The sequence below is a fragment of the Micromonospora haikouensis genome (assembly GCF_000876225.1).
GTDB lineage: Bacteria > Actinomycetota > Actinomycetes > Mycobacteriales > Micromonosporaceae > Micromonospora > Micromonospora haikouensis.
Genome location: NZ_JXSX01000002.1, coordinates 324,780 through 349,679 on the forward strand (window position 1 = coordinate 324,780; position 24,900 = coordinate 349,679).

Sequence of the window (24,900 nt, forward strand, 5' to 3'; positions counted from 1 at the left end):
GCGCAGGTAAGCCCCGGCCTGGCCGTCGCCCCTGTCGCGGCTCGGATGACTGCGCTGGTCACCCGCGTTTCGCCGCCCGCCGGCCCCTCGGTACCGTCCACCCGTGAGCAAGACGTACTCCGGTGGCGTGCCGCTGGCCGAGGTGGTCCGTTCCGGGTTCGTGGAGGGGCTGCACCGCGGCTCGGTGGTGGTGCTCGACGCGGCCGGCGCGACGGTCGCCGCCGCCGGTGACGTGGGGTCACCGGTCTTCCCCCGCTCGGCCAGCAAGCCGATGCAGGCGGTCGGCATGCTCCGCGCCGGGCTGCCGTTGACCGACCCGGCCGACGTGGCGATCGTGTCGGCCAGCCACGCCGGGGAGGAGTTCCACGTGGCCCGGGTCGGCGCGCTGCTCGCCGGTGCCGGGCTGGACGAGTCCGACCTGGGCTGCCCGCCCGACCTGCCGATGGGCGAGCTGGCCCGGGAGGCGGTGCTGCGCGCGGGCGGCGGGCCCACCCGGGGCCGGATGAACTGCTCCGGCAAGCACACCGGCATGCTGCTCACCTGCCTGGCTGCCGGCTGGCCCCGGGCGGGCTACCGGCAGCCGGAGCACCCGTTGCAGCTCGCGCTGCGCTCGGCCGTCGAGGAGTGCACCGGGGAGCCGGTGGCGGCGGTCGGCGTCGACGGCTGCGGCGCGCCGGTGCTGGCCGTGTCGCTGACCGGGCTGGCCCGCGCGTACCTGCGGCTGGTCTCCGCCGTGCCCGGCTCGCCGGAGCGGACCGTCGCGGACGCCATGCGGGCGCACCCGGAGCTGGTCGGCGGCACCTGGGCCGAGGACAGCCGGCTCATGCGCGGCCTGCCCGGCGCGGTCGCGAAGATCGGCGCGGAGGGGGTGATCGCCGCCGCGCTGCCCGGCGTCGGCGCGGTCGCCCTGAAGATCGACGACGGGGCGACGCGGGCCCGGATGCCGGTCCTGGTCTCCGCGCTGCGCCGGCTGGGCGTCCGGGCACCCGTCCTCGACGAGTACGCCGAGCTGCCGCTGCTCGGCGGCGGGATCCCGGTCGGGGCGGTCCGCCCGGTCTGGTGACGACGGCGGACCGGCCCGAGGGGACGCCTGACCGCCCTCCTACCGCAGGAAGTCCAGCAGCGCGCCGTTGACGGCGTCCGGGCGTTCCAGGGGGAGCAGGTGCCCGGCGTCCGGTACGTCGGGCAGCCGCACCGCGCCCGGCACCTCGGCGGCGATCCGGTCGGCCAGTCGGCCGATGTCCGGCACGTCGGCGGCCCCGGCGGCCACCAGCACCGGTACGCGCAGCTCGCCGAGCCGCTCGATCGCGGGCGGGTCGAGTTCGGCCACCTCGACGGCGCTCAGCGCCAGCTCGGCCGCGAGGGCCCGGCGGTCCATCTTCTCGGCGAACCGGATCAGCTCCGGGTCGACGTCTTCGGGGCGGCGGCCCGGGCCGACCACCCAGAACCGCACCTCGCCGGCCGCCGTGGCCGCGAAGTCCTCGGGGTCGGTTTCGCCCACCAGGTCGTCCCAGAGGTCGTTGGCCTCGTCGGACCACTCGCTGCCGCTGACGGCCGTGCCGAACAGGGCGAGTGCGCCGACCCGATCCGGGTATGCGAGAGCGGTGTCGATCGCCACGGCCCCGCCGAAGGAGCACCCGACGAGGGCGGCCCGGGGCAGTTCCAGGGCGTCCAGGAGGCCGACCACGTCGTCGTGGTGGGCGAACGGGTCGGTGGGCAGTTCGGAGTCGCCGTAGCCGCGCAGGTCGACGGCGATCACGCGGTGCCGGGCGGCCAGGGCGGGCACCTGTTCCCGCCACATGCGCCGGTCGGCGATGCCGGCGTGCAGCAGGAGCACGGGCGTTCCGTCACCCGTGTCGTCGTACGCGAGATTCGCGCCGTTGATCTCGATCTTCGTCACCCCGGGGAAGGTACGGACCGGACGCACGACGCGCAACAGATTCAAGCCGGGCGGCGCTGACCAGGGGCGGTGGGCTGGGTTGATCGACTTCATGTCGGGGACATGGGGGTATCCCGTCCCGTTGATGCCCCCATCCGCCCGGCATCCCGTCCCGCGACGACCGCGTCCCCGGCCCGGCGTGAGACCTTGCTAACTCGGGTTAGCGTTTTGCTTGCAGCAGCTAGCAGGGCCGGTTAGCGTGGGGTCATGGCCACTCCCAAGGACCTACCTGACGTCGGCGGGTTCATCCGTGACCTGCGGCGCAACGCGAAGATCTCGCTGCGGCAGCTCGCCGAGCAGGCGGGCGTCAGCAACCCGTACCTCAGCCAGATCGAGCGCGGCCTGCGCAAGCCCAGCGCCGAGGTGCTCCAGCAGCTCGCCAGCGCGCTGCGGGTCTCCACCCCGGCGATGTACCTGCGGGCCGGCCTGCTCGACGACAAGGAGGGGCAGGGCGTGCTCGCCGCCATCGCGGTCGACCCCGATCTCACGATGGCGCAGAAGCAGTCCCTGACCCAGATCTACGAGACGTTCCGCCGGGAGAACAGCCGGCTCGCCGAGGCGGAGGCCGCCACCGAGGCGGCCGAGGCCGCCGCCGAAGCCGCCCAGACAACCGAAGCCACCGCCCGGGCCGGCTCGGGTGCCGGCCCGGCCGCCGCTCCGTCCGCGCCGGGCACCGCCCCGGAGGCCCCGGGCACGGCCACCCCGGCCGCGACCGGGCCCACCACGCCGGAGGGCACCCCGACCGAGGCGGTCCTGGAGTCGGTCGCCGTCACCGAGGCCGGCCCGGCGCCCGCCCCGCCCAGCAGCACGCCCGCGAGGAAGGCCGCCGAGCAGGCGACCGCCGTCAAGACCGAGCAGACCGCCGCCGCGGTCGAGGAGGAGAAGTCATGACCCAGCCGAAGACCCACCGCATCCCGGCCCCGCTCTACGCCGCCGCCGGCGCCGGCGACCTGGCCCTGGAGCAGCTGCGCAAGCTGCCCACCGTGGTCACCGACCTGAGCGGCAAGGTCGCCGCCGACCTCGGCGGCAAGGCCGTCGTGACCGGCTTCGAGCTGCGCCAGAAGGCCACCGAGACCCTGCGTACGGCCAACCAGACCGCCGCCGAGCTGCGTGGCCGGTCCGTCCCGGCCGAGCTGAACCGGCTGCGCGAGGCCGCCGACGTCAACCGCCTGCGGGAGGTCGCCGACCTGAACCGCCTGCGCGGGGCCGCGGACGTCAACCGCCTGCGCGAGCTGACCGACCTCGACCGGCTGCGCGAGCTGGCCGCCCGCAACGCGGCCGTCGTCGTCGCCGGCGCGCAGGCCGCCCAGGAGCGGGCCCTCGCCGCGTACGCCGAGCTGGTCGCCCGTGGCGAGCGGGTGGTCGGTGCCGGCGTGCTGGAGGCCGCCGACACGGTCAACGCCGACATCGCGGCGACCGAGGCCGAGCTGAACCCGGCCCCGGCCGCCCCCGCCGCGCCCGCCCCGGGGGCGAAGGCCGACGTCCCGACCCCGGCCGACGTGGCCGAGGTCGTCGAGGCCAAGCCGGCCGCCGCCCGGACCCCGCGCACCCGCGCGACCAGGGCGACCACGGCCAAGGCCACCGCGAAGACCGCTGCCAAGGGCGGCCCTAAGGCCAAGGCCGCCGACAGCCCGGCCCCGGAGGCCGCCGACACCCCGTCGGCCAAGCTGCCCAAGGCCACCCGGCGGACCCGCCCGGCCGCCGAGTAGCGCAGAGACCCCGTTCGGCCCCGCTGCCGCCCCGCGGCAGCAGCCGCCCGGTGGCTTGCCGGAGCGAGACGCCGCACGACCCCGGAGACGTCCTGGCGGACGGATCCGGGGTCGTCGGCATAAGCTTGCCGGCATGGCCATCGCCGCGCCGATCTTCGCTTTCCAGGTCCAGTATTGGATCACCATGCTGCTGCTGGTGTTCGCCCTCGTCATCGAGGGGGTGGCGCTCGTGCACGCGATCACCCAGCGCGGCGAGGGCTTCGCCGCGATCGGCACCCTGCCCAAGGGCGGGTGGATCGCCATCCTCGCGGTGTGCCTGGTGCTCACGCTGCTGACCAACAACGTGCTGAACATCTTCGGCCTGATCGGCATCGCCGCCGCCCTGATCTATCTGCTGGACGTCCGGGTCGGGCTGCGGGACCTGCACGACGGCCGGGGATCCTCCTGGTGAGAGGGTTCCGCTGGCCACCGCCGCCGGACGGCGGGCCACGGACCTGGGGCCCCGGCCCGGGGGCCCCGCGTACGGGCCGGCCGGCCCTGCCCGAGCCGGAGACCGAGCTGGTCGCCACCCCGCACGGGGTACGCCTCGAACAGCTCGTCACCGGCGCTGGCGACCCGGTCACCGTGTTCGCGCACGGGCTGGGCAACGGCATCGCCACCACCCGGCCCTTCGGCAGCGGCGTCGCCGGCCGCAAGGTCTTCTTCCAGTTCCGGGGGCACGGCCGTTCCGAGGCGCCCCCCGGGCCGTGGAGCTACCTCGACCTCGCCCGGGACCTGCGGGCCGTCGCCGACCTCGGCAACGCCACCCGCGCGTTCGGCGCGAGCCTCGGCGCGGGCGCGCTGTGCCGGCTGCTCGCCGAGAGCCCGGAGCGCTTCGACCGGCTGGTCTTCTTCCTCCCGGCGGCGCTCGACCGGCCCCGCACCCCGGCCGCCCGGAGCCGGATCGCCGACCTGATCGAGGCGGTGGAGAGCGGCGATGCCTCCGCCGTCGCCGACGTCGTCTCGGCCGAGCTGCCGCCCGCCGTGCGCAACACGCCCGCCGGGTGGGCCTACCTTCGGCAGCGGCTCGACCACCTGCTGCGCGACGGCCTCGCGGCGGGCCTCGCCGCCCTGCCCGACCAGGCCCCGCTGGGCGACCGGGCGCAGCTGGCGGCGGTGACCGCCCCGGCCCTGGTGCTCGCCTGCGCGGGCGACGACCTGCACCCGGTCGAGGTCGCCGAGCAGCTCGCGGCCGCCCTGCCCCGGGCCACCCTCCACGTGTACGACCGCCCGGGCGTGCTCTGGTCGGAACGCGCCGACCTGCGGGAGCGGATCTCGGGGTTCCTCAACGGCTGACGCCGGCCGCCGGAGGCGTCACCCGGGGCACGCCCCGGCCGGCGGCAGGTGGGCGGCCCGCACGTCGAGCAGCCAGCGCTCCACCGTCGCCTCGTCGGGCCGCTGCGGCAGCGGCGTACGCGTCGTGTCGAAGTCGCGTTCCGCCTCGGCGAGCAGGTCCCGCGCCTCCGCCAGTTCCCCGCCGGCCACCCGCTCCCCGAACGCCCGGAACCGCTCCGGGTCGGCCAGCCGGATCTCCAGCACGCCGGTGGCGTAGAGGAGTCGGCCCTGGTGCACCAGCCGGGCGAGGTGCCGGGCGTGCTTCGCGGTCCGCAGCCGCGTGTCCGCCGAGAACGTCCCGCCGCTTCGGGACGCGAGCTTGCGGAACTGCTGCGCGGCGTACCCGAGGTAGGCGTCGCGGACCCGGGGCGCGCTGAGGAACGCCGACCGGATGCCGATCAGCCGGTCGCCGAGCGCGCTGCGCGTCTCGTAGCAGTCGTCGGGCAGCCACATCAGCTCGGTGGCGGTCGGGTTGCCGCCCAGCGCCAGCCGGGCGTACTTGCCGGCCTCGTGCAGGGTGACGTCCGGGTCGGTGGTGACCATCGACTCGCGGGGCGGGTGCAGGCCGTGGAAGGCGACGGTCGGCGCGGCGAACACCCCGATCCGGTCGACGTCGGAGCCGGGCCGGGCCAGCCCGTACGCCACCGAGCCGACGATCCCGGAGAGCAGCAGGTGCATGAGTCGATCATGACGTAGGACACCCGTCCGCGAAACCGGACTTCGGCTGTCAGGTATTGCTGTCAGGGTCGACGCATGACAACGAAACCTCTGACCGGGAGGGTCGCGCTCGTCGCCGGGGCGACACGGGGCGCCGGCCGGCAGATCGCGATCCAGCTCGGCGCGGCCGGGGCGACGGTGTATGCCACCGGCCGCAGCAGCCGCACGGCCGGCCGTTCCGAACTGGACCGGCCCGAGACCATCGAGGAGACCGCCGAGCTGGTCACCGCCGCCGGCGGCACCGGCATCGCGGTGCGGGTCGACCATCTCGTGCCCGAGCAGGTCCGCGACCTGGTCGCCCGGATCGACGCCGAGCAGGGCCGGCTCGACGTGCTGGTCAACGACGTGTGGGGCGCCGACCCCCTGATCACCTGGGAGAAGCCGGTCTGGGAACAGCCCCTGGACGCCGGCTTCCGCACCCTGCGGCTCGCGGTCGACACCCATATCATCACCAGCCACTTCGCGCTGCCGCTGCTGGTCCGCCGCCCCGGCGGGCTGGTGGTGGAGATCGGCGACGGGACCCGGGAGTACAACGACGTCCACTACCGGCTGTCGGTTTTCTACGACCTGGCCAAGACGTGCGTGAACCGGCTCGCGTTCACCCAGGCGCACGAACTGGAGCCGCACGGCGGCACCGCCGTCGCCCTCAGCCCCGGCTGGATCCGCTCCGAGTTCATGCTGGAGCACTTCGGGGTCACGGAGGCCAACTGGCGCGACGGCGCGGCGAAGGACCCGCACTTCCTCATCTCGGAGACCCCGGCGTTCGTCGGGCGGGCCGTCGCCGCGCTGGCCGCCGACCCCGACCGGGCCCGCTGGAACGGCAAGTCGACCTCCGCCGGCGAGCTGAGCCGCGTGTACGGCTTCACCGACCTCGACGGCAGCCAGCCGGACGGCTTCCGCTACATCACCGAGGTCGTGCACGGCGGCAAGCAGGCCGACGCCGCCGACTACCGCTGACCGTCGCCTAACCCCCTTGTCCGCCGCCCGGCCCGCCGTACAACTCGGCGAGCCGGGCGGCGGCTGCGGCCACCCGCGCCCGCAGCTCCGGTGGATCCAGCACCTCCACCTCCGGCCCGAGCCGCAGCACCAGGTGGTACGCCACGTCGACGGACTCGATCGGCAGCCAGGTGACCACCCAGCCGTCGCCGTCGGGCGCACCGGCGGCGGCCGTCGCCTCCGCGTACCCGAAGGGGGTCTCCGGGGCGCTGCGGAGCGCGCGCAGGCCGGCGGGGCTCAGCCGGACGCGGACCCGGGTCCGCTGCATGCTCCGCAGGAACGCCTCGGCCTGCTCGCCCCAGTATCCGCCGAGGTCGAAGCCCTCGTCGCGGTCGAACACCTCCCCGCCCGGGGCCACGTCGACCACCCGGTCGACCCGGTACGTGCGCGTGCCGTCGCCGACGCGGGCGACCAGATACCAGGTCCCGCTCTTGAGCACGAGCCCGTACGGCTCGACCCGCCGGACGACCTCGCCGTCGCCGCGCCGGTAGCGCAGCTCGACGACCCGGTCGCCCCACACCGCGCGGGCCAGCTCGGCCAGCCGGGGCGGCGGCGACGCGTCGCGGAACCAGCCCGGCACGTCCAGGTGGAACCGCTGCCCGGCGCGGGCGGGGGCGTCGCGCAGCGCGGGCGGCAGCGCGGCCAGCACCTTCAGCTCGGCCGAGGCGACCGCGTCGGCCAGCCCCATGTCGCCCGCCGGCCCGGGCAGCCCGGCGAGGAACAGCGCCTCCGCCTCGTCGCGGGTGAGCCCGGTCAGCCGGGTCCGGTAGCCGCCGAGCAGGCGGTAGCCGCCGGCCCGGCCCCGGTCGGCGTAGACGGGCACCCCGGCGGCCGACAGCGCCAGCACGTCCCGGTAGACCGTCCGCTCGGAGACCTCCAGCTCGCGGGCCAGCTCGGCCGCCGTCATCGCCTCCCGCGACTGGAGCAGCAGCACCAACGAGATCAACCGCGAGGCCCGCACCCATCCATTGTGTAGGTCTCTTGCTCGGCGGGCCGGGCGGGACGGTCGCCGCTAGGCTCAGCGGTCGTGAACGTATCCAGCAGCATCACCGCGCCGGTGACCGGTGCCGTCGGCCGATTCTTCTCCGGGGCCGGGCTGCTCCTGCGCGGCATCGGCCTGTACGTCCGCAGCCCCGGCCTGATGCTGCTCGGCATCGTGCCGGCGCTGATCTCCGGAACCCTCTTCGTGGCCGCCTTCGCCACCCTCGTCTACTTCGTGGACGACCTGGCCGCGCTGGTCACCCCGTTCGCCGACGACTGGTCCGGCACCGCCCGCAGCCTCGTCCGGGTCGTCGCCGGCCTGGCCTTCCTCGGCGTCGGCGGGCTGCTCGCGGTGCTCACCTTCACCGCCGTGACCCTGGCCATCGGCGACCCGTTCTACGAGAAGATCTCCGAGCGGGTGGAGGAGCGCCTCGGCGGCACGCCCGGCGCGGTGGAGGCGCCGTTCTGGGGGTCGCTGCGCCGCAGCGTCGTCGACTCGCTGCGGCTGGTCGCGATCTCCGTACTCGTCGGCATTCCGCTCTTCGCGGCCGGCTTCATCCCGGTGGTCGGTCAGACCGTCGTGCCGGTGATCGGGGCGGCCGTGGGCGGCTGGTTCCTCGCGCTGGAGCTGGCGGGGACCCCGTTCTACCGGCGCGGCATGCGGCTGCCCGACCGCCGGACGCTGCTCAAGGCCGACCGGCCGACGACGTTGGGCTTCGGGGTGGCCGTCTTCGTGTGCTTCCTGATCCCGCTCGGCGCGGTGCTGGTCATGCCGGCGGCGGTGGCCGGCGCTACCCTGCTCACCCGCCGTACGCTGGGCCAGTCCATCGAGCCGCCGGGCCGCCCAGTGCGGGAGCGGTGACGGGGAGAAGATCGATCGGTCCCACCGGCGGAGCCGCGAACGCCTATCCTGAATCGGACGAAAGGTGCGATACGGGATGTCTAGCGTGCGGGCTGGCCGGCTCAGGTCCGCGGTCTCGGTGACCACGGCCTGCCTGCTGGTGCTCGGGGTCGCGGGCCTGCCCCGGCGCGAGGTCCGGCCCGACCCGTCGACCGCCCGGCCGCCCGCGCCGCCGGTGCCGCCCGCCCCCCTGCCCGGTCCACGCACGACGATCCGGCTGGACCCGGCCGACGCGCCGGTCCGGGCGGCCGGGCGCGGGCCGGCCTGCGCCCCGGACCTGGGCGGCGGGCCCTATCCGGACGAAGACGTGTGGGTGTTCGGCCTGACGGCCGGCGGGGTCGGGGCCCGGTTCGTCGCGGTCACGCCCGAGTTCGTCGCCCCGAACCGGGAACGCGTCGCCCTCACCGTGCCCACCGAGGGCGGCGCGCTGACCGTGGACGACGCCGGGGCCAGCGCGGCCTGGCTGCGCCTGCCCGCCGGCTGGACCCTGACGGGCGGCTCGGCGGCGGTCGCCGGCGACGCCGGCTCCTTCGCGCTCACGGCGGTCTGCCCGGCGTCCGCGACGTCGTCGTCCTGAGCGGCGCGCCCGGTGCGACCCCACCGGCGGAGCGCACCGTCAGCGGCCGGGCTCCCGGACGGCGGCGACCGCCTCCACCTCGACGAGCTGGTCGTCGTAGCCGAGCACGGTCACCCCGAGCAGGGTGCTCGGCGGCTCGTGGTCGCCGAACGTGTCCCGGACCACCTCCCACGCGGCCACCAGGTCGGCCTGCCGGGTCGACGCCACGTACACCGTGGTCTTGACGACGTCGGCGAGCCGCGCCCCGGCGGCGGCGAGCGCGACCTCCAGGTTGGCCATCACCTGCCGGGCCTGCGCCGCCGGGTCGCCCGGCGCGACCGTACGCCCGTCGGCGTCCAGCGGGCAGGCGCCGGCGGCGAACACCAGCCGGGCCGGCGGGTCGACGGTCGCCGCGTACGCGTACTCGGCGACGTCGGAGAGTTCGGACACGCGCACCAGCGCCACGGGATCGCTCACCCGCGCGACGCTAGCCCCCGGCAGCCCGCCCCGCCACGGACTTACGCCGAGGCGCGCAGGACCAGCTCCGTGGGCAGCACGAGGGCCGGCTCGACGTCCTCGCCGGCCGCCATCCGCAGGAGCTGGCGGGTCGCCTCCCGGCCCAGGTCGAGTATCGGCTGCCGCACGGTGGTCAGCGGCGGGTCCGTGTACGCGGCCGTCTCGATGTCGTCGAACCCGATCATCGCGACGTCGGCGGGCACCCGCCGCCCCGCCTCGCGCAGCGTCCGCATGGCGGCGTGCGCCATCAGGTCGGACGCGGCGAAGACGGCGTCCAGATCGGGGTGGGCGTCGAGGAGCTGCCGCATCGCCGCCGCCCCCGACTCCCGGGTGAAGTCCCCGTACGCCACCCGCTCGGGCAGCCCCGCCTCGGCGAGCGCCGCCCGGTAGCCGGCGAGGCGTTCCACCCCGGCGAACATGTCCTGCGGACCGGCGATGGTGGCGATGCGCCGCCGCCCCGAGCCGAGCAGGTGCCGCACGGCCCGGGTCACCCCGCCGACGTGGTCGACGTCGACGTACGGCACGCCGACGTCGCCGAGGAACCGCCCGCTGCACACCACCGGGATGCCGAGCCGGGCCAGCCGGGCCGGCAGCGGGTCGGCCCCGTGCAGCGAGGCGAAGACGACGCCGTCGACGTGCCGCCCGGTGGTGTACCGCTCCACCCGGGCGTGCCCGGCCGGCGAGCCGGCGAGCATCAGCACGAGCTGCTTGTCGGCGGCCTCCAGCTCCTGCGCGACGCCCCGGATGATGCTCGGGAACACCTGGTCGTCGGAGAAGACCCGGGTGGCCTCCTCGGGCAGCACGAGGGCGATGGAGTCGGTCCGCTGGGTGACCAGGCTGCGGGCGGCCAGGTTCGGCACGTACCCCAGCTCGGCCACGGCCTGGCGGACCGCCTCCCGGATCGGCTCGGCGACGGTGGTGGAGCCGTTCACCACCCGCGACACGGTCGCCCGGGAGACGCCGGCCCGCCGGGCCACCGCCTCCAGGGTCGGCCGCTGGGCCGTCGTCATCGGAGCGCTCCCCACCTCGTCACAGCCCGTTCCGGGAGATCACCTCCTGGTACCACCGGGCGCTGGCCTTCGGTGTGCGCCGCTGGGTCAGGTAGTCGACGTGGACGATCCCGAACCGCTTGCGGTACCCCTCGGCCCACTCGTAGTTGTCCAGCAACGACCATACGAGATAGCCGCGCAGGTCCACCCCCCGGCCGATGGCCGCGTGCACGGCCCGAAGGTGCCCGTCGAGGTAGGCGATCCGGTCGGCGTCGGCCACCCGACCGGCGGAGTCGGTCGTGCGGTCCGGGAAGGCCCCGCCGTTCTCGGTGATCATCAGCGGCAGGCCGGGGTAGTCGGCGGCCAGCCGGTCCAGCAGGCGGCCCAGCCCGGCCGGCTCGATCGCCCAGCCCATGTCGCTCACCGGCCCGGCGGCCGGCAGGAACTGCACCGCCCCCTCGGTGCCCGGCCAGGCGCTGCCGCCCGCCCCGTCCGGCCGCCCGGCCACGTAGGTCGGGGCGTAGTAGTTGATGCCGAGCAGGTCGATCGGTGCGGCGATCAGCTTCTCGTCGCCGTCGCGCAGGAACGTCGCCGGATCGACCATCCGGGACACGTGCTCCAGCACGTCGGCGGGGTACCCGGCGCCGGTCAGCGGGTCCAGGAAGATCCGGTTCTGCAACCCGTCGACCAGCCGGACCGCCGCCGCGTCCGCCGCGCTGTCCCGGTCCGCCGGCTGCACCTCCGCCGGGTTCAGGGTGATCCCGACGACCTCCGCGCCGCCCGCGCGCAGCGCCCGGACCGCCAGGCCGTGCCCCAACATCAGATGGTGTACGGCGGTGAAGGCCGCGCCCGGGTCGCTCACGCCCGGGGCGTGCACCCCGTTGCCGTACCCGAGGTAGGCCGAGCACCACGGCTCGTTGAGCGTGGTCCAGGTGCGGATGCGGTCGCCGAGCCGGCCGTGCACGGCCGCCGCGTACGTGGCGAAGTGCTCGGCGGTCTCCCGGTTGGTCCAGCCGCCCCGGTCCTCCAGCGCCTGCGGCAGGTCCCAGTGGTAGAGCGTGACGATCGGGTCGATGCCCCGGCCGAGCAGCGCGTCGGTGAGCCGGTCGTAGAAGTCCAGCCCGCGCGGCTCGACCGGCCCGGTGCCGTCGGGCTGGATCCGGGGCCACGCGATCGAGAACCGGTACGCCTTCAGCCCCAGCTCCGCCATCAGGGCCACGTCGTCGGCGTACCGGTGGTAGTGGTCGCAGGCGACGTCGCCGGTGTGGCCGGCGAAGACCTTGCCCGGCGTACGGCTGAAGGTGTCCCAGATCGACGGGCCGCGACCGTCGTCGCGGGCCGCGCCCTCGATCTGGTAGGAGGCGGTGGCCGCGCCCCAGACGAAGTTGTCGGGGAACCGTAGCTCGCTGCTCGCGCTCACGCCTTGACCGCACCTTCCATGATTCCGCCGATGATCTGGCGGCCGAACAGGACGAATACCAGCAAAAGGGGCAGAGTTGCGATGGCCGTGCCGGTGAAGACCTGCGACATGTCCTGGTAGTAGCCGTCCGACAGCGCCCGTAGGGACAGCTGCACCGTCGGGTTCTCCGGGTCGTTGAGCACAGCGTACGGCCAGAGGAAGTCGTTCCAGGTCGTCATGAAGGTCAGCAGGCCGAGGACGGCCGCGGCCGGGCGCAGCGCCGGCAGCACCACGTTCCAGTAGATCCGCGCGGTGCCGCAGCCGTCCATCCGGGCGGCCTCGATCAGCTCGGTGCTGACGGCCTGGCTGGCGTACTGGCGCATCATGAACACGCCGAACCCGGTGACCAGCGCCGGCACGATCACGGCCGGCAGCCGGTCGTTCCAGTTGAGCTTCGTCATCAGCAGGTACAGCGGGATCACCCCGAGCTGGGTGGGGATCATCATCGTCGCGATGATCACCAGCAGCAGCCCGTTGCGGCCCCGGAACCGCAGCTTGGCGAAGGCGAACCCGGCCAGCGTGGAGAAGAAGACCACCGACACGGTGACCGTGACGGCCACGATCGCCGAGTTGATCAGACCGGTGAGGAAGTACGCGTCGGTGTTGTCGAACAGCCGGGCGATGTTCGCGCCCAGGTTGCCGCCGGGGGTGACCGGCGGCGGTATCTGGCCCATCGCGTCGCTGGAGCGGCTGGCCACCACGAACATCCAGTAGATCGGGAAGACCGACAGCAGGGCGGAGACGGCCAGGGCGGCGTACGTGAGCCGGCCGGCGGACCAGAGCTTGTTCATCGGGTGCGCTCCTTCCGGGGCCGGCGGACCCGCGCCGGCCCGTCGGTGCCGCCGAGCCGGCGCAGGATCACCACGTTGATCGCCGCGACGATCGCGATCAGGGCGAACAGCAGCCAGGCGACCGCCGAGCCGTAGCCGAAGTTGTAGTGCGGCGCGAAGGCGTTCTCGAACATGTACATGGTCATCGTCTGCGATTCGCGCAGCGGCCCGCCCCGGATCGGGTTGGTGCCGGAGTGGAACATCCGGGGCTCGGTGAAGAGCTGGAGGCCGCCGATGGTCGACACGATCACCGCGAAGATGATCGTCGGCTTGAGCAGCGGCACGGTGATCTTCCAGAACTGCCGGGCCCGGCTGGCCCCGTCGATCGCCGCCGACTCGTACAGGTCGCGGGGGATGGCCTGCATGGCGGCGAGGAAGATCAGCGCGTTGTAGCCGGTCCACCGCCAGTCGACCATGGCGGAGATGGCCACCCAGGAGGCGAACCGGTTGGACTTCCAGTCGATCGCGTCGACGCCGACCAGGTCGAGCAGCCAGTTGATCATGCCGAACTGGCGGCCGAACAGCACCCCGAAGACGATCGCCACGGCGGCGGTCGAGGTGACGTTCGGCACCAGCACCGCCATCCGCCAGGTGGTCCGGGCCCGCAGCCGCCGGTTGAGCAGGCTGGCCAGCCACAGCGCGGCGAACAGCTGCGGCACGGTCGAGATGACGAAGATGCCGAGGGTGTTGACCACCGAGTGCCAGAAGTCGGGGTCGGCCAGCAGGCGGGTGTAGTTCTCCCCGCCGACGAACGGGTGCTCCGCGGCGAGCAGGTCCCAGTCGTGCAGCGACACCCAGAACGTGTACGCCAGCGGGTACGCCCCGAACACGCCGAAGAGCAGGAAGAACGGTGCGATGTAGAGGTAGGGGGAGTACTTCTCGTCGAGCCGGCTGAGCCGGTACCTCCGGGGCGGGCGGGCGGTGCTCCGCTCCGTCGGTGTCACCGGTGGCAGGGCGTCGAGCTGGACGGCCATGGGCCCGGTCACTCCTTTCCGCGTCCTGCGCGGCGCGGGCGGCGCCCCGGCACGCCGGAGCGCCGCCCGCGCGTCCGCGTCGGGCCTACTTGGCGGCGGCCTTCTTGGCGTTGTTCACCGCGTCGGTCCACGCCTGCTCGGGGCTGCGCTGGCCGAGGTCGACGGTGCGGACGGCGTTCTCCACCTCGGTGCGGACGGCCTGGTTCTTCGGACCCATGTAGACGGGCTTGAGGCTCTTCGCGCCCGCCGCGAAGATCTTGCCGACGGGGGCGTCGGAGAAGTACGCGTTCGTGGACTCGGCCACGGCCGGGTCGTCCAGCGCCTGCGGGTTGGACGGCAGCGGGCCCTTGGCCTTGAACGCCCCGATCTGCCCCTTGGCGCTGGTCAGGAACTTCGCCAGCTCGATCGCCTCGGCCTGGTGCTTGCTCTGCTTGGGCACGGCGAGGAAGGAGCCACCCCAGTTGCCGCCGTTGCCGGGCACCTGGGCGATGTCCCACTTGCCCTTGGCGGCCGGGCCGGCGTTGCCCTCGATGACGCCGGTCATCCAGGCCGGGCAGGCGATGGTGGCGAACTTCGCCTGCTTGAACGCCGAGACCCACTCCTCGGACCAGGAGCCGTACTTGCCGGACAGGCCGGAGTCGAGGATGTCCATCGTGGTGTCCCAGGCCTGCCGCACGGCCGGGTTGCTGTCCACCACCAGGTTGTTGGCGGTGTCGTAGTAGTGGTAGCCCTGCGCGTTGCCGGCGGTCTGCAGCACGATCGTGTTGAAGATGTTGGTGGCCGAGTCCAGGAACGCCGCGCCGGTGTTGGCAGCCTTGAACTTCTCGCCGGTGGCGACGTAGTCCTGCCAGGTTGGCCAGAGCTTGGACACCTCGTCGCGCTGGGTCGGCAGCCCGGCCTTGGCGAACAGGTCGCTGCGGTAGCACATGGCCATGCCGCCGACGTCGGTGCCGAGGCCGATGAGCTGCTTGCCGTCGGCGGTCAGCGCCTGGTTCCACTTCCAGTCGAGGAAGTTGCCCTTGAGCTCGGCCGCGCCGTGGTCGAGCAGGTTGACGAAGTTCTGCGGGTTGGCCTTGTACTCGACGAGCAGGCCCTCCTCGATCGCGACCACGTCGCCGGCGCCCTTCCCGGCGGCGAGCCACTGGGTGAGCTTCGGCGAGTATTCGTCGAGGTTGCCGCCGGTGCCCCGCTCGACGATCTTCACGTCGGGGTGGGCGGCCATGTACTCCTGGTAGAGCTCCTGGTAGCCCATCTGGCCGAAGACGTCGACGGTCAGCGTGACCGGCCCGCCCTCGGCGGGCTCGTCCCCGCCGCAGCCGGCGGTGGTGAGCAGTGCGGTGGCCGCGACGAGGGCCACGGCCGCGAGGCGGCGGCGTGGAAAGACACCCATCTTGTTCTCGGACCCCTCTCAGGTCGTGCGCATGGTGGTGGGGACGGGGGTGGAACCTTCGAGAGAGCGCTCTCACAAGAGAGTGGTCGCTGTCCATGCGGATGTCAATAGAGCGCTCTCGGAGCGGAAAGGAAGGCCCCCTGTCAACGCATTCGGTAGAGCAGGGGCCCCTTCCTGACCCCCCACCACGACGCGTGGCCCCCGGCTGTGCCGGGGGCCACGTCAGGCGGGAAAGGGGGCGGTCAGCCGGTGCGCAGGCCGTCGAGGAGGGCCCGGTCGCCCCGCACCCCGAGGGTGTCGAAGCTGACCCGGCCCATCAGCGCCAGCAGCAGGTCGCTCGCCGTGCCGGTGACCTCGACCCGGGCGTGGTGGTCGTCGTGGTCGAGGATGGTGTCGGTGTCCAGCAGCGCCACGCCCTCGCCGCGCAGCCGCAGGTACCAGTCCTGGCCCGCGTCGGGCGCGGCCAGGTGCACCACCCCGTGCCACTGGCCGGTGGCCTTGCGCCGGCCCGCCGGCAGCCAGGTGTCCAGCACCTCGCTCACCCCGTCGGCCGCGAGCTTGGCCTCGATCGGCTCACCGGCGGCGATGGCGAGCTGGGCGTCCCAGCGGTGCACCGAGGTCTCGTGCGCCATCCGGCGCGGCCAGAAGCCGGCCTTCTTCGGCTGCGGCGCCCAGTTCCACGTCGGGGTCTCCGGGTCCAGCCCGTCGAAGGTCGCCATCAACCGGTCGTACGCCTGCTGCCAGAACTCCAGCGCGGACGTCCCGGCGGGCGGCGCGGCCGGGACGCTCGGGCGCTCGGGCCGGGTGGTGCCACCGGTCGTCACGATGGTGTTCACCCAGGTGTAGACCTCGCCGAGGTGCACGGTCAGGTCGGTGATCGTCCAGCCGGGGCAGGAGAGCACGGGTGTCTCGGGGGGAGCCTCCGCCACGGCGGCGGCGAACGCGGGACCCTCGGTCCGCAGCGCGCCGATCCAGAAGTCCTTCGTGCCGTGCAGTCTGCTCATCACGATCCTCCCGGGCGACCGCGCCACCAAGTGGGTGCCGCGGCTCCCTCTCAGCCTAGGGTGAAAGGCGTGTCAGACGTTAGTGCCCACCCGGCCACCGAAACCCGCGCCGCCGAACCGACCAGGTTGGCGGAATACACCACGCTGTGCCTCGGTGGCCCGGCCGGACGGATCGAGACCGCTGCCAGCGCCGAGGAGATCGTACAAAAGGTGCAGCAGGCCCGCCTGCGGGACGATGAGGTCCTGATCCTCGCCGGCGGCAGCAACGTGGTCGTCGGCGACGCCGGATTCCCCGGCACCGTCGTGCTGGTGCGTTCGCGGGGGCTGCGGGTCGTCGCCGAGGACGCCGACACCGTCACCGTACGGGTCGAGGCCGGCGAGCCGTGGGACGACCTCGTCGCCGCCACCGTCGCCAACGGCTGGTCCGGGCTGGAGTGCCTCTCCGGCATCCCCGGCTCGGCCGGCGCCACCCCGATCCAGAACGTCGGCGCGTACGGCCAGGAGGTCGCCGAGACGATCACCGGCGTGCAGGTGTACGACCGCGTGCAGGAGAGCCTGGGCCGGGTCGAGGCGGCCGACTGCGGCTTCGCGTACCGGTCGAGCATCTTCAAGTACAGCGAGCGCTGGGTGGTGCTGTCGGTCGACTTCCGGCTCGCCCGCTCCCCGCTGTCCGGCCCCGTCCGCTACGCCGAACTGGCCCGGGCGCTCGGCGTCGAGCCCGGCGACGCGGTGCCGCTGGCCGACGCCCGGGCCGCCGTGCTGCGGCTGCGCGCCGGCAAGGGCATGGTGCTCGACGCCGCCGACCCCGACACCCGCTCGGTGGGCTCGTTCTTCACCAACCCCGTGCTCGACGGCGAGGCGTACGAGCTGCTGCGCGGGCGGGCCGCCGACCTCGGCGAGCCGCCGCACTGGCCCGGGGCCGGCGACACGGTGAAGGTGAGCGCCGCCTGGCTGATCGACAAGGCCGGCTTCGCCAAGGGCCACCCCGGCCCCGAGGGGGTGGCCATCTCCAGCAAGCACACCCTCGCCCTGACCAACCGCAGCGGCACCGCCAGCACCGCCGCGCTGATCGCCCTGGCCCGGGACATCCGCGACGGCGTGCACGCCCGCTTCGGCGTGCCCCTGCACCCGGAGCCGGTCCTGGTCAACTGCGCCGTGTGACGACCCCACCGGCGGGGCCGAGGGGTGGGCCGGCTCAGGCGGGGGCGACGGCGGACCAGTCGACGGTCAGCTCGCCGTGCCGCCAGCGGCGGGGCCCGTCGGCGACCGGCCAGCCGGCGTCGCGGACCGCCGCCACCGCCCGCAGCCACCGCTGGCGGGGCCCGAAGGGCGCGTACGCGGCGGCGGAGCGCCACGCGTCGTCCAGGTCGCGGAGCAGGTCGTGGATCGCCTCGCCCGGCACGTTGCGGTGGATCAGGGCCTTCGGCAGCCGCTCGGCCAGCTCGGCGGGGCTGCCCAGCGTGGTCAGCTTCGCCGCCAGGGTGAGCGTGCGGGGGCCGGCGGGGTCGATCAGCAGCCAGCCGCCGAGCCGCCCCAGCTCGTCGCAGGTGCCCTCGACCAGCAACCCGCCCGGGGCCAGCCGCCCGGTGACCGCGCGCCAGGCGGCGGCGACCTCGGCCTCGTCGTACTGCCGCAGCACGTTGAACGCCCGGACCAGGGCGGGCTGCAGCCCGGCCAGCTCGAACCCGCCCCGGGCGAAGGTCAGCCAAGGCGGGTCGGCGGCCGGCTGCGCGGCGGCCACGCGTACCGGATCGATCTCCAGCCCGACCACCCGCACGTCGGCGCGGACCCCGGCGGCGAGCCGGGCGCGCAGCTCCACGGCGGTGACCGGGGTCGCGCCGTAGCCGAGGTCGACCACCAGCGGGTCCGCCGCGTCCCGCAGCCGGCCGCCGCACGTCTCGACGATCCAGTTGTCGACCCGGCGCAGCCGGTTGGGGTTGGTCGTGCCCCGGGTGACGACCCCCTGCGGCCGCACCACCGCCGCCTCCGCCCGTGACCGGGGGCCCATCAGCCCGCCCGGTGCACCTTGTGCTGCGCCGCCTGGGCCAGCGGACGGACCACGAGCCGGTCGACGTTGACGTGCTGCGGCCGGGTCGCGCACCAGGCGACGCAGTCGGCGACGTCCTCGGCGACCAGCGGCTCGGCCACCCCGGCGTAGACCGCGTCGGCCCGGTCGGCGTCGCCGCCGAAGCGGACCAGCGCGAACTCGTCGGTCTTCACCATCCCCGGGTCGATCTCGATCACCCGGACGGGCCGGCCGCACAGCTCCAGCCGCAGCGTGCCGGCGACCGCCGTCTGCGCGTGCTTCGCGGCGCTGTAGCCGCCCCCGCCCTCGTAGACGACGTGGCCGGCGGTCGAGGAGACGATCACGATCGTGCCGGCCCCGGACGCCTCCAACGCGGGCAGCAGCGCCTGGGTGACCCGCAGGGTGCCGAGCACGTTCACGTCGTACATCCACTGCCAGTCGCCCACCGACCCGGACTCCACCGGGTCGAGCCCGCGCGCGCCGCCGGCGTTGTTGACCAGCAGGGTGACCGGCCCGGGGGCCGCCGCGGCGGCTGCGGCGAGGCCCGCCACGGACTCCGCGGACGTGACGTCGCACTCGACGGCGGCGGCCGACCCGCCGGCCGCCCCGATCTCCGCGACGAGCGCGGCCAGCCGGTCGGTGCGCCGCGCGGCGGCCAGCACGTGGAACCCCTCGGCGGCCAGCCGGCGGGCCGTGGCCGCGCCGATCCCGCTGGACGCCCCGGTGACGATCGCGACAGAGGTCATCGGGCCATTCTCACCCCGCCGGGACGCCGCGCGCGCCGCCGGCCGGCCACCCGCGTCGATGAGGTCCGTCACGCCGGGGGGCCGCCGGTACGAATTTCCGGTTCCCGATGGGGAAGATGACACGCGGCGCGCAGGTTGACCGAGGAGCGCCGGTCGTGCGGGACGGCATCAACCGTGACAGAAGGAGCGGACGTGGCGGAACAGCACACCGGCGTGGGTCGTCAGCGAGGTGCCCGGCCGTGGCCGCGCCCCCGGCGCATCGCCACCCTGTCGGTGCACACCTCGCCCCTGCACCAGCCCGGCACGGGCGACGCGGGCGGCATGAACGTCTACATCCTGGAGGTCGCCCGCCGGCTGGCCGAGGCCGACGTCGAGGTGGAGATCTTCACCCGGGCCACCTCCGGCGACCTGCCGCCGGTGGTCGAGATGTCCCCGGGCGTGCACGTCCGGCACGTCACCGCCGGCCCCCTGGAGGGGCTGACCAAGGAGGAGCTGCCCGGCCAGCTCTGCGCGTTCACGGCCGGGGTGCTGCGCACCGAGGCGGCCCGCCCGCCGGGCCACTACGACCTGATCCACTCGCACTACTGGCTCTCCGGGCAGGTCGGCTGGCTGGCCAAGGAGCGCTGGGGGGTGCCGCTGGTGCACACCGCGCACACCCTGGCCAAGGTCAAGAACGACCGGCTCGCCGCCGGTGACCGCCCCGAGCCGAAGGCCCGGGTCATCGGCGAGGAGCAGGTCGTCGCCGAGGCCGACCGACTGGTCGCCAACACCCGGGTGGAGGCCCGCGACCTGCTCGACCGGTACGACGCCGACCCGGCCCGGGTCACCGTGGTCGAGCCCGGCGTCGACCTGGACCGGTTCCGGCCCGCCCCCGGGGACCGGCACGCGGCCATGCTCGCCGCCCGCCGCCGGCTCGGCCTGCCCACCACGGGGTACGTGGTGGCCTTCGTCGGCCGGATCCAGCCGCTGAAGGCCCCCGACGTGCTGATCCGCGCCGCCGCCGCCCTGCGGGAACGGGACCCGCTCCTCGCCGACGAGCTGACCGTGGTGATCGTCGGCGGCCCCAGCGGCAGCGGGCTGGACCGGCCCACCGCCCTGATCGAGCTGGCCGCCTCGCTCGGGATCGCCGACCGGGTGCGCTTCCTGCCGCCGTGCACCGGCGACGACCTGCCGGCCGTCTACCGGGCCGCCGACCTGGTCGCCGTGCCGTCGCACAACGAGTCGTTCGGGCTGGTCGCCCTGGAGGCGCAGGCGTGCGGCACGCCCGTGCTGGCCGCCGCCGTGGGCGGCCTGGTGACCGCCGTCCGGGACCAGGTCAGCGGGGTGCTCGTCGACAGCCACGACCCGGTCGACTGGGCCCGTACGCTGGCGGGGCTGCTGCCGGACCGGGCGCGGCGGGCGACCCTGGGGCGGGGCGCCGAGCAACACGCCCGCAACTTCTCCTGGGACCGCACGGTCGGCAACCTGCTCGCCGTCTACGGCGAGACGATCGCCGAGCACCGGGAGCGGCTCGCCAGCCGGCTCGCGGCGGACGGGGCGCTCTCCTGCGCCTGGTGAGCGCGAAGGGCAGGCCGCCGCAGCGGTCCACGGCGGGTGGGCCGGTGCGGCCGTAGAGTGGGGCGGATGAGCGCGAGGAGCCAGGTGGCCGCCCTGATCGAGTCGGTCTGCGCCGAGCGGGAGCTGGCGGTCGAGTCCACCGGCGAGGCGTCGTACGCGGTGACCCTGCCCGGCACCCACAAGCTCAAGACGATCTGCAACCTCGTCGTCGGCGAGCACGCGCTGCGGATCGAGGCGTTCGTGATGCGCCAGCCGGACGAGCGACGCGAGGAGCTGTGGGCCTGGCTGCTGCAGCGCAACGCGCGGATGTACGCCGTGTCGTTCTCCATCGACGCGGTCGGCGACGTCTACCTGACCGGCCGGGTGAACCTGGCGGGGGTCGACGAGGACGAGCTGGACCGGCTGCTCGGCAGCGTGCTGACGTACGCCGACGAGTCGTTCGACACGATGCTGGAGATCGGCTTCGGCACCGCCATCCGGCGGGAGTGGGAGTGGCGGGTCAAGCGCGGCGAGTCCACGGCCAACCTGGCGGCGTTCGCGCACCTCTTCGAGCCCTCGCCCGCCGGCCGGGCCACGGCGGGAGGTTCGGAGCCGTCCTGACGGGTATGCCGCACCGCGCGGTGCGGCACTGGGATCCACCGCGCGCCGAGGACGGACTGTCAAGGAGCGGAGCATCCCATGGCTCAGCGGAACAGCTCAGGTCGCGGCGGGGCTGCGACCAGGACGAGACGGCAGACGGGCAACCAGACCCCGAACACCCCGACGATCTCCGAGTCGGAGATCTCCCGCATGCGGGTGGACGACATCCGCGGCCAGCTGCGTCGTCGGGGCGTCGCCGGGATCTCCGTGCTGCGCAAGCCGGAGCTGGTGAAGGCCCTGGCCCGGACCCTGCGGGCCGAGGGCCGGGGCGCGGCGCGGCGCAGCACCGGGCCCGCGGGCCGCGCCAGCGGCACGAAGGCCAAGACCGCCGGGGGTACGCGCACCGCGGCCGCCGCCCGAACGAAGGCGACCCCGGCCCGGGCGAAGGCTTCCCCGGCCCCGACGAGGGCGAAGGCGGCCCCGGGCCGGGCCAAGGCGGCCCCGTCTCCGGCGAGGAAGGCTGCCCCGGCCTCGGCCTCGGCGCGTCGGGCCGCCCCGGCGAGGAAGGCCGCCCCGGCGCGGGCCGGCCAGGGCGCGGCCCAGCGGTCGGCGATCCGGACCGGCCGGTCGTCGTCCCGGTCGGCGCGGTCCTCGCAGCCGATCACCTCGCTCCAGGACCGGCCGGAGCGTCCGGGGCGCAGCCTGGTCACCACCAACCACGACGTGATCCGGCGCTGGGCGCGGGAGCGCAACGCCCGGCCGGCCACGATCGCGGGCACGGAGCGCAACGGCCGGGCGGGGGTGCTCACGTTCAACCTGCCAGGGTACCGGGAGAGCAGCCGGGTGCGGGAGATCACCTGGGACGAGTGGTTCCGGACCTTCGACGGCCGCCGGCTCAACCTGATCTACCAGGAGCAGCTGCGCGACGGCCGGCAGAGCAACTTCTTCCGCACGGAGTCACCCGATCGTGAGGACGCCTAGGCGTTTGCGGGACCGGCGCACGGGTAGTCCCGGTGTGCCGGTGGTGACCCGGCGAACGGGTACGGTTTCGGACGGTGATGCTGTGACCGGCGAGACAGCCGTTCCGGGTTGAATCCGCAACCAGGGGAAACTAGCTTTATTGCACGCGCCACGCTCGTAACCGTTCGGGGGAGCGGTGGATCGATCAGATCCGTGCACGAGTGCAGGCGCAGGGACGGGTGGATCCCGCCGTTGGGGGACGGCGCCACCCGTTGGAACCGGCGGCGCGAGCGGGCGACGCTTACGGGGGTGAGTGTCGCCCGCCGCCGCCGGCACGATGCGGGCGCCCATCACGACCACTGGTCGAGGTGGGCGCTTTGCGTCGACCCGGCCTTCGTACCCCCAGATCTTGGACAGCTTCAGTTCACGACGGACGTCAACCGTCCACGTTTCGCCGGCGCGGGCCCGACGGGCTCGGCCGGCGGGCGCAGCGCCGTGGCCCGCCGCTCCCGGGCCGGCCCGGAGGCCAGGTGGGCGACCGCCACCACGACGCCGACCGCCGCGCAGCCCAGCCAGAGCGCCGCGTTGCCGGCCTGCTGCCGGACCAGGCCGCCGAGGATCGGCGCGCTGGCTCCGGCGACCTGCCAGGACAGCGAGAAGACGCCCTGGTACCGGCCGCGCAGGTCGGCGGGGGAGAGCTCCGCGATCAGGGTGGAGTTCGACGGCGAGTTGAGCATCTCGCCGAGGGTCCAGACGAGCACCGTGAGGGCGTAGAACCAGGCGGCGTCAGCGAACGCGGTCAGCCCGAACCCGACGCCCATCACCACGGCGGCGAGGGCGAGCACGTGCGAGCGGCTGCGCCCACGGATCAGCCGGGGCACGAAGAGCTGCCCGGCCACGATGAGCACCCCGTTGAGCGCGATCACCACGCCGTACGTGGACGGGCTCAGGCCGTCGTCGCCCATGGCGATCGGCAGCATCGAGATGTGCTGGAGGAAGACCAGCGCGCCGAGCAGGTTGAGCGCCACGAAGCCCAGGTAGACCCGGTCGCCGAGGATGGTGCGCAGCGCCCCCCGGGGGCGGGCGGCCCCGGCGGGGTGCACGGTGACGCGGGCCGGGGCGCGGGTCTCGGCCACCTTCACGAAGATGATCACAGCGGTGGCCAGGGTGGTCGCCGCGTCGATCACGAACAGCAGGAGGTAGCTGGCCTCGGCGGCCAGGCCGGCGAGGATCGCCGCGCAGGCGAAGCCGAGGTTGATCGCCCAGTAGTTCAGCGAGAACGCGCGCAGCCGGTCCCGCTCCGGCACCACGTCGATCATCATCGCGCCGAACGCCGGGCGGGCCGCCTCGGCGAACAGACCGAGCAGCAGCGCCCCGCCGGCCACCGCCCAGAGCTGCTGGGCGAAGCCGAGGGTGAGCATCATGGCCGCCGCGCCGAGGTGGGCGGTGAGCAGTGTCGGTCGCCGGCCCCACCGGTCGGCGAGCGTCCCGCCCAGCGTCGTCCCGACCGCGCCGCCGACGCCCCACAGGCCGAGCACGAGGCCGGCGGCCAGCTCGTCGAAGCCGCGCTCCTGGGTGAGGTAGATGGCCAGGAAGACCAGGACGAACGAGCCGAGGCGGTTGATCAGGGTGCCCGTCCACAGGTACCAGAAGGTCCTGGGCAGCCCGCCCGTGGTGTCCCGGAACCAGCCCCGCATCGCCCGCACGCTCGCGCCCCCGCCTAGGTAATGACCGATGTATCCAAAGCGCCTTACAACCTAGTCGTGGGGCCGGAGGCCGGTCACCGGCTTTTCCACGTGGTGGTCGTCACCGCAGGTCCCCGCGTGTCCGTCGACGGAGTGCGGCAGGATGATCGGCATGACTGCGAGCGAAGGGCCCACCGTCGGGACGCTGGTCCTGCTGCGGCACGGCGAGAGCGACTGGAACGCGAAGAACCTCTTCACCGGGTGGGTCGATGTCGACCTGACCGCCAAGGGTGAGGCGGAGGCGCGCCGCGGCGGTGAGCTGCTGCGCGAGCACGACCTGCTGCCGGACGTGGTGCACACCAGCGTGATGCGCCGGGCGATCCGCACCGCCGAGCTGGCGTTGAACGCCGCCGACCGGCACTGGATCGCGGTGCGCCGGTCGTGGCGGCTCAACGAGCGCCACTACGGCGCCCTGCAGGGCAAGAACAAGAAGCAGACCCTCGACGAGTACGGCGAGGAGCAGTTCATGCTCTGGCGTCGGTCGTACGACACCCCGCCGCCGCCGATCGCCGACGACGACGAGTGGTCGCAGGTGGGCGACCCCCGGTACGCGCTGCTGCCGACCGAGCTGATGCCGCGCACCGAGTGCCTCAAGGACGTCGTCGAGCGGATGCTGCCGTACTGGTACGACTCGATCGTGCCGGACATCCTGGCGGGCCGGACGGTGCTGGTGGCCGCGCACGGCAACTCGCTGCGCGCGCTGGTCAAGCACCTCGACCAGATCAGCGACGAGGCGATCGCCAAGCTCAACATCCCGACCGGCATCCCGCTGCGCTACGACCTGGACCCGCAGCTGCGTCCGCAGGTCCTCGGCGGGACGTACCTCGACCCGGCCGCCGCCAAGGAGGCCGCCGCCGCGGTCGCCAACCAGGGCCGCTGACCTGCAAGGAAGGGCCCCTTGTCATCGCGGAAGCGATGACAAGGGGCCCTTCCTGACGCTGCGGCGGGCGGG

Annotated in this window: 26 protein-coding genes; 13 read left to right on the forward strand and 13 right to left on the reverse strand. The window is 74.2% G+C overall.

Annotated features, from left to right (window positions below):
* Positions 1–103: 103 nt before the first annotated feature.
* The gene (locus tag TK50_RS18030) at positions 104–1,063 is read left to right on the forward strand and encodes an asparaginase (RefSeq protein ID WP_043965241.1); all 960 of its coding nucleotides are present in this window, start codon (positions 104–106) and stop codon (positions 1,061–1,063) included.
* Between the two features lie 39 nt (positions 1,064–1,102).
* Here TK50_RS18030 and TK50_RS18035 read toward each other — a convergent pair whose 3' ends face one another.
* Positions 1,103–1,900: an alpha/beta fold hydrolase gene (locus TK50_RS18035; protein WP_043965242.1), complete on the reverse strand. Its 798-nt coding sequence runs from the start codon at positions 1,898–1,900 to the stop codon at positions 1,103–1,105.
* A 246-nt stretch (positions 1,901–2,146) separates the two neighbouring features.
* On the opposite strand from TK50_RS18035, the gene TK50_RS18040 reads away from it, so the two are divergent.
* The 4 genes from TK50_RS18040 (at position 2,147) to TK50_RS18055 (ending at position 4,983) form a co-directional block, all read left to right on the forward strand.
* Positions 2,147–2,830 (forward strand): helix-turn-helix domain-containing protein, encoded by a 684-nt coding sequence (locus tag TK50_RS18040; protein WP_043965243.1) that lies wholly within the window; start codon positions 2,147–2,149, stop codon positions 2,828–2,830.
* Positions 2,827–3,648, forward strand: coding sequence for a hypothetical protein (locus TK50_RS18045; protein WP_043965245.1), 822 nt, complete (start codon positions 2,827–2,829; stop codon positions 3,646–3,648). The genes TK50_RS18040 and TK50_RS18045 overlap by 4 nt, the downstream gene beginning before the upstream one ends.
* Before the next feature lie 133 nt (positions 3,649–3,781).
* Positions 3,782–4,099 (forward strand): DUF2516 family protein, encoded by a 318-nt coding sequence (locus TK50_RS18050; RefSeq protein WP_043965247.1) that lies wholly within the window; start codon positions 3,782–3,784, stop codon positions 4,097–4,099.
* Complete coding sequence (locus tag TK50_RS18055; protein WP_043965249.1) at positions 4,096–4,983, forward strand: alpha/beta fold hydrolase; 888 nt, start codon at positions 4,096–4,098, stop codon at positions 4,981–4,983. Before TK50_RS18050 ends, TK50_RS18055 begins: the two co-directional genes overlap by 4 nt.
* Before the next feature lie 18 nt (positions 4,984–5,001).
* Here TK50_RS18055 and TK50_RS18060 read toward each other — a convergent pair whose 3' ends face one another.
* The gene (locus TK50_RS18060) at positions 5,002–5,700 is read right to left on the reverse strand and encodes a nucleotidyltransferase domain-containing protein (protein WP_043965251.1); all 699 of its coding nucleotides are present in this window, start codon (positions 5,698–5,700) and stop codon (positions 5,002–5,004) included.
* Between the two features lie 75 nt (positions 5,701–5,775).
* On the opposite strand from TK50_RS18060, the gene TK50_RS18065 reads away from it, so the two are divergent.
* Positions 5,776–6,696 (forward strand): SDR family oxidoreductase, encoded by a 921-nt coding sequence (locus tag TK50_RS18065; protein ID WP_043965253.1) that lies wholly within the window; start codon positions 5,776–5,778, stop codon positions 6,694–6,696.
* Between the two features lie 7 nt (positions 6,697–6,703).
* On the opposite strand, the gene TK50_RS18070 is transcribed toward TK50_RS18065, so the two are convergent.
* On the reverse strand, positions 6,704–7,696 hold the full coding sequence (locus tag TK50_RS18070; protein WP_043965256.1) for a helix-turn-helix transcriptional regulator: 993 nt from the start codon (positions 7,694–7,696) through the stop codon (positions 6,704–6,706).
* 66 nt (positions 7,697–7,762) lie between these two features.
* On the opposite strand from TK50_RS18070, the gene TK50_RS18075 reads away from it, so the two are divergent.
* Together TK50_RS18075 and TK50_RS18080 are read left to right on the forward strand one after the other, a co-directional pair.
* A complete protein-coding gene (locus TK50_RS18075; RefSeq protein WP_043965258.1) occupies positions 7,763–8,578 on the forward strand; it encodes an EI24 domain-containing protein in 816 nt (271 codons plus the stop codon).
* A gap of 76 nt (positions 8,579–8,654) precedes the next feature.
* Positions 8,655–9,194, forward strand: a complete 540-nt coding sequence (locus tag TK50_RS18080; RefSeq protein ID WP_144420323.1) for a hypothetical protein — start codon at positions 8,655–8,657, stop codon at positions 9,192–9,194.
* A gap of 39 nt (positions 9,195–9,233) precedes the next feature.
* On the opposite strand, the gene TK50_RS18085 is transcribed toward TK50_RS18080, so the two are convergent.
* The 7 genes from TK50_RS18085 to TK50_RS18115 all read right to left on the reverse strand — a co-directional run bounded on the left by TK50_RS18085 (position 9,234) and on the right by TK50_RS18115 (position 16,335).
* Positions 9,234–9,650: a RidA family protein gene (locus tag TK50_RS18085; protein ID WP_043965262.1), complete on the reverse strand. Its 417-nt coding sequence runs from the start codon at positions 9,648–9,650 to the stop codon at positions 9,234–9,236.
* 41 nt (positions 9,651–9,691) lie between these two features.
* Positions 9,692–10,699, reverse strand: coding sequence for a LacI family DNA-binding transcriptional regulator (locus TK50_RS18090; protein WP_043965264.1), 1,008 nt, complete (start codon positions 10,697–10,699; stop codon positions 9,692–9,694).
* A gap of 19 nt (positions 10,700–10,718) precedes the next feature.
* Positions 10,719–12,098: a GH1 family beta-glucosidase gene (locus TK50_RS18095; protein WP_043965266.1), complete on the reverse strand. Its 1,380-nt coding sequence runs from the start codon at positions 12,096–12,098 to the stop codon at positions 10,719–10,721.
* A complete protein-coding gene (locus TK50_RS18100) occupies positions 12,095–12,928 on the reverse strand; it encodes a carbohydrate ABC transporter permease (protein WP_043965268.1) in 834 nt (277 codons plus the stop codon). The genes TK50_RS18095 and TK50_RS18100 overlap by 4 nt, the downstream gene beginning before the upstream one ends.
* Positions 12,925–13,941 (reverse strand): carbohydrate ABC transporter permease, encoded by a 1,017-nt coding sequence (locus TK50_RS18105; RefSeq protein ID WP_043965271.1) that lies wholly within the window; start codon positions 13,939–13,941, stop codon positions 12,925–12,927. Before TK50_RS18105 ends, TK50_RS18100 begins: the two co-directional genes overlap by 4 nt.
* An 85-nt stretch (positions 13,942–14,026) precedes the next feature.
* Positions 14,027–15,331: an ABC transporter substrate-binding protein gene (locus TK50_RS18110; protein WP_043965273.1), complete on the reverse strand. Its 1,305-nt coding sequence runs from the start codon at positions 15,329–15,331 to the stop codon at positions 14,027–14,029.
* Positions 15,332–15,573: 242 nt separating this feature from the next.
* Positions 15,574–16,335 carry a maleylpyruvate isomerase family mycothiol-dependent enzyme gene (locus tag TK50_RS18115; protein ID WP_043965277.1) on the reverse strand — a complete coding sequence of 254 codons (762 nt, stop codon included), beginning with the start codon at positions 16,333–16,335 and terminating at the stop codon, positions 15,574–15,576.
* Positions 16,336–16,404: 69 nt separating this feature from the next.
* On the opposite strand from TK50_RS18115, the gene TK50_RS18120 reads away from it, so the two are divergent.
* Entirely contained in the window at positions 16,405–17,496 is a 1,092-nt protein-coding gene (locus tag TK50_RS18120) for a UDP-N-acetylmuramate dehydrogenase (protein ID WP_043965280.1), read from the forward strand.
* Between the two features lie 34 nt (positions 17,497–17,530).
* Here TK50_RS18120 and TK50_RS18125 read toward each other — a convergent pair whose 3' ends face one another.
* Both TK50_RS18125 and TK50_RS18130 read right to left on the reverse strand, forming a co-directional pair.
* Positions 17,531–18,343 carry a hypothetical protein gene (locus TK50_RS18125; RefSeq protein ID WP_043965281.1) on the reverse strand — a complete coding sequence of 271 codons (813 nt, stop codon included), beginning with the start codon at positions 18,341–18,343 and terminating at the stop codon, positions 17,531–17,533.
* Positions 18,343–19,107, reverse strand: a complete 765-nt coding sequence (locus TK50_RS18130) for an SDR family NAD(P)-dependent oxidoreductase (RefSeq protein ID WP_043966465.1) — start codon at positions 19,105–19,107, stop codon at positions 18,343–18,345. The genes TK50_RS18125 and TK50_RS18130 overlap by 1 nt, the downstream gene beginning before the upstream one ends.
* 192 nt (positions 19,108–19,299) lie before the next feature.
* Between TK50_RS18130 and mshA the strand changes: the two genes are divergently transcribed.
* The 3 genes from mshA to TK50_RS18145 all read left to right on the forward strand — a co-directional run bounded on the left by mshA (position 19,300) and on the right by TK50_RS18145 (position 22,224).
* A complete protein-coding gene (gene mshA / locus TK50_RS18135; protein WP_043965283.1) occupies positions 19,300–20,664 on the forward strand; it encodes a D-inositol-3-phosphate glycosyltransferase in 1,365 nt (454 codons plus the stop codon).
* A 66-nt stretch (positions 20,665–20,730) separates the two neighbouring features.
* Positions 20,731–21,264 carry a type III secretion system chaperone family protein gene (locus TK50_RS18140; RefSeq protein ID WP_043965284.1) on the forward strand — a complete coding sequence of 178 codons (534 nt, stop codon included), beginning with the start codon at positions 20,731–20,733 and terminating at the stop codon, positions 21,262–21,264.
* A 78-nt stretch (positions 21,265–21,342) separates the two neighbouring features.
* Positions 21,343–22,224 (forward strand): hypothetical protein, encoded by an 882-nt coding sequence (locus tag TK50_RS18145; RefSeq protein WP_043965286.1) that lies wholly within the window; start codon positions 21,343–21,345, stop codon positions 22,222–22,224.
* A gap of 398 nt (positions 22,225–22,622) precedes the next feature.
* On the opposite strand, the gene TK50_RS18150 is transcribed toward TK50_RS18145, so the two are convergent.
* On the reverse strand, positions 22,623–23,909 hold the full coding sequence (locus TK50_RS18150) for an MDR family MFS transporter (protein WP_043965289.1): 1,287 nt from the start codon (positions 23,907–23,909) through the stop codon (positions 22,623–22,625).
* 151 nt (positions 23,910–24,060) lie between these two features.
* Between TK50_RS18150 and TK50_RS18155 the strand changes: the two genes are divergently transcribed.
* Positions 24,061–24,828 (forward strand): phosphoglyceromutase, encoded by a 768-nt coding sequence (locus TK50_RS18155; RefSeq protein ID WP_043965291.1) that lies wholly within the window; start codon positions 24,061–24,063, stop codon positions 24,826–24,828.
* Positions 24,829–24,900: the final 72 nt, after the last annotated feature.

Excerpts from the sequence above, each read along its gene's own strand:
- TK50_RS18040 (WP_043965243.1), top strand. The coding sequence starts at position 2,147 with ATGGCCACTCCCAAGGACCTACCTGACGTCGGCGGGTTCATCCGTGAC.
- TK50_RS18045 (WP_043965245.1), top strand. The coding sequence starts at position 2,827 with ATGACCCAGCCGAAGACCCACCGCATCCCGGCCCCGCTCTACGCCGCC.
- TK50_RS18050 (WP_043965247.1), top strand. The coding sequence starts at position 3,782 with ATGGCCATCGCCGCGCCGATCTTCGCTTTCCAGGTCCAGTATTGGATC.
- TK50_RS18060 (WP_043965251.1), bottom strand. The coding sequence starts at position 5,700 with ATGCACCTGCTGCTCTCCGGGATCGTCGGCTCGGTGGCGTACGGGCTG.
- TK50_RS18065 (WP_043965253.1), top strand. The coding sequence starts at position 5,776 with ATGACAACGAAACCTCTGACCGGGAGGGTCGCGCTCGTCGCCGGGGCG.
- TK50_RS18080 (WP_144420323.1), top strand. The coding sequence starts at position 8,655 with ATGTCTAGCGTGCGGGCTGGCCGGCTCAGGTCCGCGGTCTCGGTGACC.
- TK50_RS18090 (WP_043965264.1), bottom strand. The coding sequence starts at position 10,699 with ATGACGACGGCCCAGCGGCCGACCCTGGAGGCGGTGGCCCGGCGGGCC.
- TK50_RS18100 (WP_043965268.1), bottom strand. The coding sequence starts at position 12,928 with ATGAACAAGCTCTGGTCCGCCGGCCGGCTCACGTACGCCGCCCTGGCC.
- TK50_RS18105 (WP_043965271.1), bottom strand. The coding sequence starts at position 13,941 with ATGGCCGTCCAGCTCGACGCCCTGCCACCGGTGACACCGACGGAGCGG.
- TK50_RS18110 (WP_043965273.1), bottom strand. The coding sequence starts at position 15,331 with ATGGGTGTCTTTCCACGCCGCCGCCTCGCGGCCGTGGCCCTCGTCGCG.
- TK50_RS18115 (WP_043965277.1), bottom strand. The coding sequence starts at position 16,335 with ATGAGCAGACTGCACGGCACGAAGGACTTCTGGATCGGCGCGCTGCGG.
- TK50_RS18125 (WP_043965281.1), bottom strand. The coding sequence starts at position 18,343 with ATGGGCCCCCGGTCACGGGCGGAGGCGGCGGTGGTGCGGCCGCAGGGG.
- TK50_RS18130 (WP_043966465.1), bottom strand. The coding sequence starts at position 19,107 with ATGACCTCTGTCGCGATCGTCACCGGGGCGTCCAGCGGGATCGGCGCG.
- TK50_RS18140 (WP_043965284.1), top strand. The coding sequence starts at position 20,731 with ATGAGCGCGAGGAGCCAGGTGGCCGCCCTGATCGAGTCGGTCTGCGCC.
- TK50_RS18145 (WP_043965286.1), top strand. The coding sequence starts at position 21,343 with ATGGCTCAGCGGAACAGCTCAGGTCGCGGCGGGGCTGCGACCAGGACG.
- TK50_RS18155 (WP_043965291.1), top strand. The coding sequence starts at position 24,061 with ATGACTGCGAGCGAAGGGCCCACCGTCGGGACGCTGGTCCTGCTGCGG.